Consider the following 13,607-nt stretch of genomic DNA (forward strand, 5'->3'; position numbering starts at 1 on the left):
GTCGCCGCGCTCGGGGGTGGATATCGCACGGACGCGTGGCATAGCCAACACTAACCTCCCCTAAAACGAACAGCCCCCACCCCCTTGTGATGTTATGTGGGTCATTGCTAGGTTAGGGTGCGGCATGCAGTATGCGGTTGGTGATCGCGCTTCCAAGGCGCAGCCCTTGGGGCGAGAGGGGGCTAAGCCAAGAATCTGGGAGGCCCAGAGGGGCATCCGCTTCCCCTTTGTCAGGCCGCGATTGCCGGAGCTTTCCGAGGTCGACAAGTTCTTTGAAGTCTCAAGGCAAGCCGGATTTTATTCGAATTTCGGACCGGTATCGATAGCCTTCGAAGAGGATCTCGAAGCGGCGTTTTTCCCGCGCACAGGAGCTGTCGCCTGCGCCAACTGCACGGTTGGTATTTCTGCGGCGCTGATCGCCGCGCGCGTGCGTGGCCCGGTACTGGTATCGGCATTCACATTTCCCGCGACGCTCGCGGCCATTCGGGCTGCCGGCCTTGAGCCGATCATCTGCGATGTCGATGCCAAGACCGGCGTGCTGGACTATGATGCGGCCTCCACCACGTTGGGCCGGATGAAATGCGGCGCCATCGTCGCCGGCCGTCCCTACGGGATTTGGTCCGACATCGGGCACCTGGGTGATCTGGCCCGACAATGGAATGTCCCGCTGATCCTCGATAATGCGGCTGGCCTCGGCGTTGGGCGGCATGTCGTGGAGCGATACTCCGTCGAGGAGGCGTTTGAGGTCTTCTCGCTTCATGCGACCAAGCCTTTCAGCGTCGGCGAAGGTGGGGTCGTTGTCGGCCCTCGGGCATTCGAGAACGACATTCGGTCAGCGCTCAATTTCGGCCTGTGGTCTGCCGGCACGGTCGAGATAGGAAGCGGCTTCAACGGCAAGATGGATGAGTTGACGGCCTCCATGGCGCGGGCCGTGTTCGCTGGACTGGCGGTCCGTGTGGACGAGCGTCAGTCATCTGCGCGGCATTTCAATCGCCTGGCGCAGGCCGCGGGGCTTCAGACATTTTGCGCGGTCGGTGAGGAGGAGTCCTCACCTTGGCAGTGCTTTCCCGTCACGCTGCCGTCCCACCTCAGCGTTGAAGAGGTGGTGGCAAAGTGCCATGCGGCGGGCTTGCAGATCCGGCGCTATTATTATCCGCTGGTTGGCGAGGTGTGCTCCAACGCGCCCGTGGCGGGCGTGCTGTCCGACCGCACAGTCTGTCTTCCGGTCTATGACGGCGTTGAAGCCGGTGTGGTCGACGAAGTCTGGGGCATATTTTGCGACAGTCTCGCGCATTGAGTGCAGTCGGCACCCATGGGGTTGACGCGCCTGCATCGGATGGGCAGGCGCTCGACGTGGCAGGAATCCAGATCTTGGCCGGCCAAGCGGCGATCGACGCGCCTATTGGAGGCTTGGCTTGATGAATTTCGATGCAGGAGTAGTTGAAGCGATGGACGTGATACCGCAATTGCGAAAATTCCTTGAGACGGAGTCGGCGGCCGCCTCCAGCGCCTCCACCGTTCTCCCGGATGATGATTTGCTTGAGCTGGGATTGATCGACTCCCTCACTCTCCTGAAGCTTGTGTCATTTCTCGAGCAATCGTTCGGAATTTCCGTATTCGACGAAGATTTGATAAAAGAGAATTTTAGTACAATGAATAATATACAAATTTTCATAACGAATAAAATTGAAAATAAAGGCCAGTCTTGAGGCTATGGGAGCTCGCCCTGTGGGAAATGACAGCGCCTCGTCGGCAATCGATCCGTTGATCGCGATCAAGTTGGCGAATTTGAGTCATGGAATTGTCCATACGCAGCTCCTATATGCCGCTATCAAGCTGAATATTCCGGATCTTCTTGCTGATGCGCCAAGGACGGTCTCCGAGCTCGCGGTTTCGACGGGTACTGCCGAGCCGAGGCTGTATCGCGTGCTGAGAGCTCTCTCTGCGTTGGGGCTGGTGACGGAGATTGAGCCGCGCCTTTTCGAGCTTCGTCCTCTTGGTGCGGCCTTGCGCGCGCGCGAGTCTGCCTCGCAGCGCGATTTCGCCCTTATGATGGGCAGCCCTTGGCATGCCGGCGCCTGGGCTCAGATACTCAGCAGCGTCGATGTTCCGACATCCGCCTTCGAAAAAGTCTTCTCTGAGGACGTGTTCAGTTATCTTGAGAAATTTCCGGACGAGCGCGATGTCTTCGACCGTGCCATGGCCTTCACGTCGAGTGCCCATGCCGAAGCGATAGCCTTGGCGATCCGTGTCGACACCAAAGCGACGCTGGTCGATGTGGCCGGTGGAACGGGACTGCTCTTGCGAGAGCTTCTGGAAAGAAATCCAGAACTGGAAGGTGTTTTGTTCGAGCGGCCGGAGGTTGTGGAGAAAGCAACATCCTATCTTTCGTCAGCGGGGATGGGGGAGCGGTGTCGCGTCGTTTCTGGCGACTTCTTCAAGTCTGTACCCAGCGGCGGAGATATATATATGTTGAAATATATCATCCACGATTGGAGCGATGAAGACGCGGGCATCATACTTCGGAATTGCCGGACGGCGATGAAGGATGATGGAAAGTTGATACTTCTTGAAGTTGTGCAGCCGGACAGGAACCCGTCTTTCTCGGAGGTCTGGTCGGACATTGAGATGATGGTCGTATTACCCGGCGGGCGTGAGCGCACGCGGGCTGAATTTGGCGACCTGCTGGCGACCTCCGGCTTCGAGCTTGTGGATGTGCGGCGGACCCGGTCGGAATTGAGCGTCATCGAAGCGTTGCCTCGATGACAGGCCGCCACCCATCGACAAGCCAATGTGCGGCGTCGCTCAGGAGCGGACGGCCGGCGCGCTAAAGTGGGATCGGGTTGGTGCTGCGGGAATATGTGGATGTCGTTATCGTCGGCGCCGGTGCTGGTGGTATATCAGCAGCAATATCGGCTGCGCGTGCCAACGCATCGGTTGCCCTTCTGGACACGCGTCCGGAGGTGGGCGGCATTGTCACGCACGCCTTGATCCATACGATAGCCGGCCTGTACGACGCGTTCGGCGGATGGATGAACGAGGGGCTACCCGTCGAACTTGTCGAGAGGGTGCTGCTGCGGGACGCCGATACCAAGAAGCGGAAAATCGGCAAGGCCTGGGTTCTAAGCGCATCGCCCTGGACCTATCGCCAAGTCGTTGAGGCATGGGTAGCTGAGGAGCCGGGTATCCGTGCCTTTCTCGGTGTCAATGATCTGAAGGTAACGACGGACGGGGGGGCAATCTCTTCCGTGACCTTTCGTCAGGGTGGATCGTCGCGCGTTCTGCAAACGCGCGCGCTGATCGATAGCAGTGGTCACGCGAACGCCGTCAGGTCCATAGATCCGGACCTTCTCTACGAGGATCCGATCCCGGCGCTCGAGGGGCTGATATTCCGCGTCCGTGGGATCCGGTCTGCTGACTTGGCTTTCCCTCGTGGTTTGGCGCTCCGGAGGGCAATCGCTCAGGCCGTTGTCGAGGGACAACTGCCGCAAGAATGCTCCGGTGCGTGGATCGACATGGGGGTGCGGGAGGATGAAGCCTATATCAAGCTCTCCGTCGCCCCGGTGCGGAACGAACTCGCGCCTCGCGCAACCCCGGACCAGATAGCCGAAGCCATGCACCGTTTTCTGGCAAAGCGCTTCGTTGCCCCGAGGCCGGCTGCAATTCAGGCGGGCGAGATTACGCGGCGCAGTGGGGCGCGGGCAAAGGGCGAGTATCAATTGACGGGTGGTGATGTGCGGGGGCTCGCGCGGTTTCCAGATGCGGCCTGCAAATGCGCCTGGCCGATCGAGCATTGGACGTCCGAGAGGGGGTTGGAGTTGGAATATCTCGAGGACGACGGATATTATGAGATTCCTCAGCGGGCACTGCGAGTCGCCGGGGTAAAGAATCTTGCGGTCGCGGGCATGTGCCTTTCATCGGATCGTGTAGCGCAGGCTTCCGCGCGGGTTTCCGGCTGTTGCTGGGCGATGGGTGAAGCCGCTGGGAGCATGGCGGTCGGGTGGCTCAAATGACTGGCGACGTTGATCTGTTCGAGGTGTTTTCGGCAACCGTGGCTCGGCAGCCGAACAGGACAGCCTGTCTTGAGTTCGGAAAAGCGACGCCGTGCACCTATCTGATGTTGCTGGGCAAAATTGAAGAAGCGGCAGCGTCGCTTCGGGAGGCCGGCATGCAGCCCGGCGCTTGCGTGGGGCTGCACTGCCCCAGCGGCCTGTCCTATATCGTATGGGCTTATGCCATATGGCGGTGCGGCGGCACCATCGTGCCGATTGCAACCGAGTTGGCCAAGGATGAAAAGCTGGAGATCTGCACGACGATCCGGTTGAACGGCGTCATAACGCTGACAAGGGATCTGCCGATCTTTGATGGCCTGTTAAGGGCTTGCGACGCTCAATTTTCTGGAGAGGTCGCCTATATCCCGATTGACGGAGAAGCGCCGCGCCCCGCTGGCTTCTCCGCATTGCGTCCTGCTTTCATCCGCTTCACCTCTGGAACAACTGCCAGTTCCAAGGGTGTTGTTCTGTCTCATTCCACAGTTTTTCAGCGCATTCTTGCCGCGAATGACGTCCTCAACATCGGGCCGGACGACAGGGTGCTGTGGCTCCTCTCGATGTCTTACCATTTTACGGTATCGATTGTTGCCTATCTATCGTTCGGGGCTACCATTATCCTGTGCAAGGACCATTTTGGCTCGACAATGGTGGAAGCCGCATCGGAGGGGGGCGCCACCTTCATATATGGCTCGCCGCAGCATTACCGAGCCATGGCGAGCGACGCGAGTGGTCGGCTGTTCGGGCAGGCCCGTTTGGCCATCTCGACCGCAACCGCGTTGAGGAATGATGTTGCCCAGGCCTTTTTCCGCCGCTTCGGGCTCCCCTTAAGTCAGGCCTACGGGATTATTGAAATAGGTCTGCCATGCATCAATCTGGCTGGCGAGGAGGCCAAGCCGGGTTCGGTGGGCAGGCCTTTGCCAGCCTTCGACATTCGATTGACGGAGATCCTGCCGGGAGGGCCCAAGGCGATCTCGGTCCGAGGATCTGGCATGCTGGATGCCTATTATATCCCGTGGCGCCCGCAAGCCGAGATCATGCCGGATGGCTGGTTCTATACGGGGGATTTGGGTGAGTTCGACGCGGACGGCTTTCTGAGCATTGTCGGCCGAGCGAAGGAAATGATCAGCGTTGCCGGAATGAAGCTTTTTCCTCAGGAGGTGGAAGCCGTGCTGGAGACGCATTCGCGGGTCCAGGAGGCCTATGTCTACGCCGAGCCACACGACCGGCTGGGCGAGATTCCCTGCGCCCTGGTGCTGGCCGTTCCGGGGCAGGCCCATGCGGAAGAGGCGGAGCTTCGTTCTTATTGCGCGAAGCATCTGACCTCCTACAAGGTGCCGGAGAAGATAAGATACGTCGCCGAGTTGCCGAAAACAGCCAGTGGCAAACTAAAGCGAAACTCGGCGCTGCCTGTTGGTGCCACAGGGCCCGCTGCGTAAGAAAACGCAGTCTTTAATCCCGACTTGGAATCTGGGCTGTCTTAGTATCTTCCGACCACGTTAAGAGGCGGCCGAGTTCATCGCTAGATTTCGCAAGCCGCTTGGTTGGTGCCTCAATATAAACTCCCCGCTCGGAAGCGTTGTTGGTGATTAGTGAGCGCGCGCCCAAAATGCATCTTTGTCCAATCGTTACTCCATCTGTAATTGTGGCATTGGCGCCAATGACACACCAGTCTCCAACCTTCACGTCGCCTAGAATTTTAGCGCCGGCGGAAATGAAGCAATGGTCGCCGATCACCGAGTGGTGACCAACAAAACATGTTGGCCCGATAACGCAGTTATTTCCGATCTTGGCATATGGTTGAATCACGGCGCCTTCACATATGCACGTGTTCTCGCCAATTTCGACGCCCGGCCAGACGGTCGCTTTTGAACTCAAGTAGGAGACCAGCTGGTATCCCTTCGACTTCGCTTCCCTATATTTTGCTTCGCGAAATTCGTTTATTCCGCGATAGCCCAGCAGCACTGACACTGCATATTCCGTTGGTGGGAACCTGTTCTCTAGGTCTTCGAAGGCGACAACAGGTAGGTCGCAGAAGTGCGTCTGCCTTATAAAGGCTCGGTCAACAGCAAACCCTGCTACCTGATGGGGTGAATCGTTTGTGAGATACGCGTAATTCAGAGCTGAAATATTGGAAACCCCGAATATAATAACGTTGGCCATATTTTTTCCCTCTTATTATTTGTCCGGCGCTTGAAATCGCTCGTTGATTCGGTTTGTGAGCCTTTGCGTGGATAATCCACAATCGTCTGACCAGACAAGACGCTGAAAACTCGCTTGCGAGCGGCGGCTGCGCAGCTGACTCGACCTCTTGCTCGTGAATGGTCGGTATCCAAAGTGATCCTGGCCGATCATCAGCGCAATGCACGTGGTCGGAGCCCCTTTCCTGAACCGCCGGGAGCCGGAGCCGTCCGCCTGCTTTACATCGGTGGGGTTGGTTGTGCGGTCGGAGATCTTCAGGGAGGTGGGCGCTTGGGGCCGATGGCCCCGTACGGCCGATCCTGAATGCAGCATCCGAGCCAAGCCGGCACTTTTCCGGCTCCCCTTGCAAGCGTCAGAGCCTGTTTGGAGAATGGGTGGTTGGGATTTCCTGTGGGTGGCTGCGTAATTCACACTTTGGATGTGAATACGACAAAAGCACAATTGGATGGCCAGCGACGCCCGCAAGGCCGGGCGCTTTCCCTCTGATCTGGCGGACGAGGAGCGTCGCTTCCGAAATCCTTGCCTCCGGTACACCGGACGGCGCGCTCTGCGCGGCGGCAACGTGGGCGGGGCCTGTTCGTCGTCTCGCCTGTCATATCAAAGTCGAGACGTCACGGATCGCAGGATGGCCTCACCCTCGCGGCATGAACCCGCGAATGGCGGATCCCACCAGCCATGGAATGATGAAGGCCGCCACCACAGTGAGAAGTATACGCGGCCAGCAGCCAAGTGCGAGATTGTCCGCTGATGAAGTAAGAATAAGATATAAGGCAGTAGCGGCCGCAGAGAGAAGAGATATTCTAAAAAAACCGATACGAACTGTACGCCTCTTCATCGAGTACGTCCCTTTGTCAACTAAGCGGTAGGCCCTAAACATCAAAATCGGTACATTGTGCGGTCGATAATGTGGCTCTCGTCAGATGTAATCGTCCTTTGTCGTTCGTCTTGATATCGGTGGTGGTTCCGATGAGTGGGAGGCTGCCGGCCGATGTTTCAAAGGTAACATCGGCCGGCGGAGAGTCGAGTCCGGGCCCGGCCAGAGGTCCGCTGATTTCCGTGGGGAAGTACTCTGTCGGGGGCGCTTCCCGTGTGAAGTGCGACACACCTTATACATAAATCTCGCGTGTTATTTCCGGTGACAGCGGATGAATCGCCAGCAAGTTCTTTGGCGCGATCCCTCGTTGGGGACGATCGGGGGCGTCACTCGATTCGGGAATTCTGGGGCTGTCGGGTGGGGCCGCACTGTTCGATCCGGCACTCCAGGCATGCTACGCCCACTTCAGCGTCACCTCGCACGAGGCGACGCACAGATGCAGCCGCCCGGTTCCTCCTGACCCCTCGTCGTCTCCGGCCCTACCGCGCCCGCCGCCGCGCGCCGAGCACGTTGCGGATGGAAAAGCTGGAATGGATGCGCAGCACGCCGGGCAGGGTGGAGAGAATCTCGGTGTGGATGCGCTCGAAATCGCCGGGGGTCTCCACCTCGACGCGCAGCAGGTAATCCGAGCCGCCGGTCATGAGGTAGCATTCCTGAATTTCGGGATGGCGGCGCACGGCGGCCTCGAAGCGGTTGAGATAATCCTCGGTCTGCCGTTCCAGCGTGATGTTGATGATCACCGCCATGCCGGCCTCGCGCGCGGCGTGGTCGATCAGGGCGGTGTAGCCGCGAATGACACCGCTATGTTCCATCAGCTTGATGCGGCGCAGGCAGGTGGAGGCGGAGAGCCCGACCTCCTCGGCGATCTTCGCTGTGCTCATGCGGGCGTCGAGGCGCAGCAGGCGCAGGATGTTGCGGTCCGTGGCGTCGAGCGCGCTCATGGTGCTTCTTTCGAAAAGTTCATCGATCCGTCCATAAAATAGTATCGAATGACGGATCCATGCGCAAATCGACCGGAATTTGCGCGATTCACGCATTACAATCTGTACCCGTTCGGAGGCTGCGAGGACGGGTGATGTTCGGCGAGATTTCAAGCGAGCAACTGGCGGTCGACGCGGCGCCGGGAATTCTGACCATCGATCTCGGCGCCCTGGCCGCGAATTACCGGGCGCTGCAGGCGCGGGTTGGCGCGGCGCGGGTGGCGGGCGTGGTCAAGGCGGATGCCTATGGCCTCGGCGCGCTGCGCGTCGCTCCCGCGCTTTATGCGGCGGGCTGCCGCGATTTCTTCGTCGCCCATCTTTCCGAAGCGCGGGTGCTGCGCCCGGCGCTGGGGCCGGATGCGCGGCTCTACGTGCTCAACGGCTTGCAGCCCGGTGCCGAACCGGCGGCGGCGGAGGCCGGCATCGTGCCCGTGCTGAACAGCCTGGAGCAGATCGAGCGCTGGTCGCGGCTGGCCGGCGCGCAGCGTCGCACGCTGCCCGCGCTCCTCCAGTTCGACACCGGCATGTCGCGCCTTGGCCTCGCGCCGGACGAGGTGGAGGCGCTGATCGCCGCGCCGGCCCGGCTGGAGGGCGTGCGGGTGCTCCATGTCATGAGCCACCTCGCCAGCGCCGACGAGCCGGACAATGCGCAGAATGCCGCGCAACTGGTCGAGATGCAGCGATTCGCGCGCGCCTTTCCCGGCGTGGAGATGTGCTTCGCCAATTCCGGCGGCGTGTTCCTCGGGCCGGACTATCACGGCACGCTGGTGCGTCCGGGCATCGCGCTCTATGGCGGCGCGCCGGTCGCGGGCATCGCCAACCCGATGGCGCCGGTGGTGCGGCTGGAGGTGCGGGTGATCCAAACCCGCGCCGTGCCGGCCGGCGCCCGCGTCGGTTATGGCGGGGCGCATGTGACCGTGGGTGAGCGCCGGCTCGCCACCATCGCCGCCGGCTATGCCGATGGTGTGCCGCGCCATCTCAGCGATCGCGGTGCCGCCTATCTCGGTGCCACGCGCCTGCCCATGGTCGGCCGGGTGTCGATGGACAGCTTGACGCTCGATGTCACCGAACTGCCGCCGGGTACGCTCAGGCTGGGCAGCCTGGTGGAGCTGATCGGCCCGCACCAGACACTGGAGGATATGGCGAGCGCCGCCGGCACCATCGCCTACGAGATCCTGACCCGCCTTGGGACGCGCTATCATCGCGTCTACCGCTGAACTCGCCCGCCGCCGCTCCTGCTGCCCGCCGCCGAACGTCGCAAGAAGAGAACCAGAGGCCTTCCATGAAAGTCGTCATCCTGGGCGCCGGCGTGATCGGCGTCACCTCGGCCTATTACCTCGCCAAGGCCGGCCACGAGGTCACGGTGCTGGAGCGTCAGCCGGGCCCGGCGCTGGAGACCAGCTTCGCCAATGCCGGCGAGGTCTCGCCCGGCTATTCCTCGCCCTGGGCGGCGCCCGGCATTCCGCAGAAGGCGCTGAAATGGCTGTTCATGAAGCACGCGCCGCTCATCATCCAGCCGATGGCGGACCTCGCCACCTGGCGCTGGATGCTGGCCATGCTCGCCAATTGCACGGCGGCCCGCTACGCGGTGAACAAGGGCCGCATGGTCCGCATCGCCGAATATAGCCGCGACTGCCTGATCGCCCTGCGCGCCGAGACCGGCATCGCCTATGACGAGCGCACCCAGGGCACGCTGGAAGTGTTCCGCACGCAGAAGCAGCTCGACAATATCGGCAAGGACATCGAGGTGCTGAAGAAGGACGGCGTGCCGTTCGAGGTGCTCGACCGTGCCGGCTGTGTCGCCGCCGAGCCAGGCCTTGCGCGTTCGGCGCCGAAGATCGTCGGCGGCCTGCGCCTGCCGGGCGACGAGACCGGCGACTGCTTCCTCTTCACCCAGGCGCTGTCGAAGCTGGCCGAGGGGCTGGGCGTTACCTTCCGCTATGGGGTCGATATCCGCCGCATCAAGCATTCGGCCGGCCGGGTTCTCGCCGTCGAGACGGGGCAAGGCGACGTGCGCGCGGATGCCTATGTCGCCGCGCTTGGCAGCTATGCCCCGGCGCTGCTGGCCCCGCTCGGGCTGCGCCTGCCGATCTACCCGGTGAAGGGCTATTCCATCACCGTGCCGATCGTCGATGAGGCGCGCGCGCCGGTCTCCACCGTGATGGACGAGGCGCACAAGGTGGCCATCACCCGGCTCGGCGACCGCATCCGCGTGGGTGGCATGGCGGAGATCGCCGGCTTCAACTTCGATCTGCCGCTGGCGCGGCGCGCCACGCTGGAACATTCGGTCGAAGACCTGTTCGGCGGGGCGGGCGACCAGAGCCGGGCGACCTTCTGGACCGGGCTGCGGCCGATGACGCCGGACGGCACGCCGATCATCGGGGCGACGCGCTATCCCAACCTGTTCCTCAACGGTGGCCATGGCACGCTGGGCTGGACCATGTCCTGCGGCTCCGGGCGCCTGCTCGCCGATCTGGTCAGTGGAGTGAAGCCGGATATCGACGGCACGGATTTCGCGCTTTCCCGCTACGCCTGATCGCCCGCGCGAGGCGCCCGCACGCGCTGCATCCCGGCCGATTCGCCACGCCGCCAAACGCCCGTGAGCCGCGCGCTCGCGGGCGTTTGCTTTTGGCGGCACGCGTCGTCACGATTTTGCTGCATTGCACTCAAACGAAAGTTCGACTCTTTCGTTTCACCGCCCGTTGTCGACGGGTAAGCTTTCGTATAGCGTCCATGTGAAGATAAAAACGAAAGCGCTCCTGACCTAAAGGGAGCCGGTTCCGGGAGGAGATGGCGTGGACGCTCGTGCGCTCGATCCGCTATACGATATCGCCATCATTGGCGGGGGCATCAATGGGTGCGGGATCGCGCGCGACGCGGCGGGGCGCGGGGCGTCGGTCGTGCTGCTGGAGCAGGGCGATTTCGCCGGCGCGACCTCCTCGGCCTCGACCAAGCTGATCCATGGCGGCCTGCGCTATCTCGAACACTACGAGTTTCGGCTGGTGCGCGAGGCGTTGATGGAGCGCGAGGTGCTGTGGGCCATCGCCCCGCACATCATCCGCCCGCTGCGCTTCGTGCTGCCCCATCACAAGGGGCTCAGGCCGGCCTGGCTGCTGCGGCTTGGGCTGTTTCTCTACGACCATCTGGGCGGGCGCAAGCGCCTGCCGGCGACGCGTACGCTGGACCTGCGGCACGACGAGGCCGGCCAATCGCTGCGCGCGGGCTATGCCAAGGCGTTCGAGTATTCCGACTGCTGGGTGGAGGATTCGCGCCTTGTCGTGCTCAACGCGCAGGACGCGGCCGAGCGCGGCGCCGACATCCGCCCGCGCACGAAGGTGACGGGGGCGGTGCGCGCCGGCGACCACTGGCAGATCGAGGTTCAGCCGCAGGGGGCGGGCGCGTCCGGGGCGCGCGAGATGGTGCGGGCGCGGGTGCTGGTCAACGCCGCCGGCCCGTGGGTGCACGAGGTGCTGGCGCAGGTGCTGCGCATCAACACCCCCGCCAATGTCCGCCTCGTCCAGGGCAGCCATATCGTGGTGCCCAGGCTCTACCCGCATGACCGCGCCTATATCTTCCAGAACGGCGACGGGCGCATCATCTTCGCCATTCCCTACGAGCACGATTTCACGCTGATCGGCACGACCGACCGCGACTTCGGCCGGGTGCCGGGCAAGCCGGTGGCGAGCCCCGAGGAGATCGCCTATCTCTGCGCGGCGGCGAGCGAATATTTCCGCACGCCGGTGACGCCGGACACCGTTGTGTGGACCTATTCCGGGGTGCGCCCGCTCTATGATGACGGGGCCTCCAAGGCACAGGAAGCGACGCGCGACTATGTGCTGGAGCTGGAGGGCGGCGAGGGCGAGGGCGCGGTCTCCGGCCGGCCGCCGCTGCTCTCGGTATTCGGCGGCAAGATCACCACCTATCGCCGGCTGGCCGAGCATGCGCTGCAGAAGCTCGGGCCCTTCCTGCCCACGCTCGCGCGCGCCTCCTGGACCGGGGGTGAGCCGCTTCCGGGCGGCGACTTCCCGGTGGACGGACAAATGCGCATCGTCGCGCAACTGAAGCGGGCGCATCCCTTTCTGGAGGAGCGGCAGGCGCGCCGGCTGGTGGTGGCCTATGGTACCCGCGCGCTGCGGCTGCTGGACGGAGCCCGCACGGCCGCCGATCTCGGCTGCACCTTCGGCGCCGACCTCACCGAGGCGGAGGTGCTCTATCTCATGCGCGAGGAATGGGCCCGCACGGCCGAGGACGTGCTGTGGCGGCGCTCCAAGCTGGGGCTGCGTTTCACCCGCGAGCAGGTCGAGGCGCTCGACGCCTTCATGCAGGCGAGCCTGATGCGTCAGCCGCAGGTTTCCGCCGCACGGGGGCGCGCGTCATGACGCTCGAACTTGAGAAGGTCAGCCGTGCCGTGCACGGCGTTCCCCATATCAGCGACGTGTCGCTGCGCCTGGAGCGCGGAAGCCTCAACGTGCTGCTCGGCGCCACGCTTTCGGGCAAGACCAGCCTGATGCGGCTCATGGCGGGGCTCGACGCGCCGAGCTCGGGGCGCGTGCTGGCGGATGGGCGGGACGTGACCGGCCTGTCGGTCAAGAAGCGCTCCGTCGCCATGGTCTACCAGCAGTTCATCAATTACCCCGCCCTCAGCGTCTACGAGAACATCGCCTCGCCGCTGCGCGTGGCCGGCCTGCCGCGGGCGGAGATCGAGGCGCGCGTCGTCGAGGCGGCGCGCCTGCTGAAGCTGGAGCCCTATCTCCAGCGCCGCCCGCTGGAAATGTCCGGCGGCCAGCAGCAGCGTTGCGCCATCGCCCGCGCGCTGGTGAAGCGCGCCGACCTCGTGCTGCTCGACGAGCCGCTGGCCAATCTCGACTACAAGCTGCGCGAGGAACTGCGCGAGGAACTGCCGCGCATTTTCGCCTCGACCGGCGCGGTATTCGTCTATGCCACGACCGAGCCGACCGAGGCGCTGCTGCTGGGCGGCAACACCGCGACGCTGCGCGAGGGCGCGCTGACCCAGTTCGGCCCGACCGCCGGTGTCTATCGCCATCCCCATGATCTGGCGACCGCGCGGGTGTTCTCCGATCCCCCGCTCAACGTGCTGCGCGCGACCAAGGTTGGGGGCCGGGTGCGCCTCGCCTCGGGGGACGCCATCGCGGCGGCGGGTGCCTTTGCCGACGTACCGGACGGGGCCTACACGATCGGAGTGCGGGCGCATCACCTGCGGGTGGAGGATGGCGCGGCCTATGACGCACCGCCGTCCGATGGCAGCGAATTCCGCCTGCGCGCCTCGGTGTCGGTAGCGGAAATCACCGGCTCGGAGACCTTCCTGCACATGGTGGCGGCGGGCGAGGGGGCGGATGCGAGCGCTTTGATCGCGCTGCTGCCCGGCATCCGCACCTATGAACCCGGCGCGGCGGTCGACGTGGTGTTCGACCCCGGCCACATCCTGCTGTTCGATGCCGCCGGCGCCCGCGCCGGGCGTGTGCTCGACGTGGCGGCCTGAGG

11 protein-coding genes are annotated in these 13,607 nt (G+C 63.1%); 9 read left to right on the forward strand and 2 right to left on the reverse strand.

What is annotated here, in order from left to right; all coding sequences use genetic code 11:
• Positions 1-124: 124 nt before the first annotated feature.
• From FHS55_RS11265 to FHS55_RS11285, 5 genes are all read left to right on the forward strand, one after another.
• Positions 125-1,297 carry a DegT/DnrJ/EryC1/StrS family aminotransferase gene (locus FHS55_RS11265; protein WP_183189864.1) on the forward strand — a complete coding sequence of 391 codons (1,173 nt, stop codon included), beginning with the start codon at positions 125-127 and terminating at the stop codon, positions 1,295-1,297.
• Between the two features lie 121 nt (positions 1,298-1,418).
• Positions 1,419-1,709 carry an acyl carrier protein gene (locus FHS55_RS11270; RefSeq protein ID WP_246340124.1) on the forward strand — a complete coding sequence of 97 codons (291 nt, stop codon included), beginning with the start codon at positions 1,419-1,421 and terminating at the stop codon, positions 1,707-1,709.
• 19 nt (positions 1,710-1,728) lie between these two features.
• Complete coding sequence (locus FHS55_RS11275; RefSeq protein ID WP_183189866.1) at positions 1,729-2,766, forward strand: methyltransferase; 1,038 nt, start codon at positions 1,729-1,731, stop codon at positions 2,764-2,766.
• 80 nt (positions 2,767-2,846) lie between these two features.
• Positions 2,847-4,013 (forward strand): FAD-dependent oxidoreductase, encoded by a 1,167-nt coding sequence (locus FHS55_RS11280; RefSeq protein WP_183189867.1) that lies wholly within the window; start codon positions 2,847-2,849, stop codon positions 4,011-4,013.
• Complete coding sequence (locus tag FHS55_RS11285; RefSeq protein ID WP_183189868.1) at positions 4,010-5,488, forward strand: class I adenylate-forming enzyme family protein; 1,479 nt, start codon at positions 4,010-4,012, stop codon at positions 5,486-5,488. Before FHS55_RS11280 ends, FHS55_RS11285 begins: the two co-directional genes overlap by 4 nt.
• 13 nt (positions 5,489-5,501) lie before the next feature.
• Here FHS55_RS11285 and FHS55_RS11290 read toward each other — a convergent pair whose 3' ends face one another.
• Together FHS55_RS11290 and FHS55_RS11295 are read right to left on the reverse strand one after the other, a co-directional pair.
• Positions 5,502-6,212 (reverse strand): acetyltransferase, encoded by a 711-nt coding sequence (locus tag FHS55_RS11290; RefSeq protein ID WP_183189869.1) that lies wholly within the window; start codon positions 6,210-6,212, stop codon positions 5,502-5,504.
• Between the two features lie 1,392 nt (positions 6,213-7,604).
• Entirely contained in the window at positions 7,605-8,066 is a 462-nt protein-coding gene (locus FHS55_RS11295; RefSeq protein WP_183189870.1) for an Lrp/AsnC family transcriptional regulator, read from the reverse strand.
• Positions 8,067-8,200: 134 nt separating this feature from the next.
• Between FHS55_RS11295 and alr the strand changes: the two genes are divergently transcribed.
• The 4 genes from alr to FHS55_RS11315 all read left to right on the forward strand — a co-directional run bounded on the left by alr (position 8,201) and on the right by FHS55_RS11315 (position 13,605).
• A complete protein-coding gene (gene alr, locus FHS55_RS11300) occupies positions 8,201-9,322 on the forward strand; it encodes an alanine racemase (RefSeq protein ID WP_183189871.1) in 1,122 nt (373 codons plus the stop codon).
• A gap of 65 nt (positions 9,323-9,387) precedes the next feature.
• Positions 9,388-10,641: a D-amino acid dehydrogenase gene (locus FHS55_RS11305; protein WP_183189872.1), complete on the forward strand. Its 1,254-nt coding sequence runs from the start codon at positions 9,388-9,390 to the stop codon at positions 10,639-10,641.
• Positions 10,642-10,900: 259 nt separating this feature from the next.
• Positions 10,901-12,484, forward strand: a complete 1,584-nt coding sequence (glpD, locus tag FHS55_RS11310; RefSeq protein WP_183189873.1) for a glycerol-3-phosphate dehydrogenase — start codon at positions 10,901-10,903, stop codon at positions 12,482-12,484.
• Entirely contained in the window at positions 12,481-13,605 is a 1,125-nt protein-coding gene (locus FHS55_RS11315) for an ABC transporter ATP-binding protein (RefSeq protein ID WP_183189874.1), read from the forward strand. The genes glpD and FHS55_RS11315 overlap by 4 nt, the downstream gene beginning before the upstream one ends.
• Positions 13,606-13,607: the final 2 nt, after the last annotated feature.

It is taken from the genome of Ancylobacter tetraedralis (assembly GCF_014195655.1).
In the GTDB taxonomy this organism is placed as follows: Bacteria; Pseudomonadota; Alphaproteobacteria; order Rhizobiales; family Xanthobacteraceae; genus Ancylobacter; species Ancylobacter tetraedralis.

Excerpts from the sequence above, each read along its gene's own strand:
- FHS55_RS11265 (WP_183189864.1), top strand. The coding sequence starts at position 125 with ATGCAGTATGCGGTTGGTGATCGCGCTTCCAAGGCGCAGCCCTTGGGG.
- FHS55_RS11270 (WP_246340124.1), top strand. The coding sequence starts at position 1,419 with ATGAATTTCGATGCAGGAGTAGTTGAAGCGATGGACGTGATACCGCAA.
- FHS55_RS11285 (WP_183189868.1), top strand. The coding sequence starts at position 4,010 with ATGACTGGCGACGTTGATCTGTTCGAGGTGTTTTCGGCAACCGTGGCT.
- FHS55_RS11290 (WP_183189869.1), bottom strand. The coding sequence starts at position 6,212 with ATGGCCAACGTTATTATATTCGGGGTTTCCAATATTTCAGCTCTGAAT.
- FHS55_RS11295 (WP_183189870.1), bottom strand. The coding sequence starts at position 8,066 with ATGAGCGCGCTCGACGCCACGGACCGCAACATCCTGCGCCTGCTGCGC.
- alr (WP_183189871.1), top strand. The coding sequence starts at position 8,201 with ATGTTCGGCGAGATTTCAAGCGAGCAACTGGCGGTCGACGCGGCGCCG.
- FHS55_RS11305 (WP_183189872.1), top strand. The coding sequence starts at position 9,388 with ATGAAAGTCGTCATCCTGGGCGCCGGCGTGATCGGCGTCACCTCGGCC.
- FHS55_RS11315 (WP_183189874.1), top strand. The coding sequence starts at position 12,481 with ATGACGCTCGAACTTGAGAAGGTCAGCCGTGCCGTGCACGGCGTTCCC.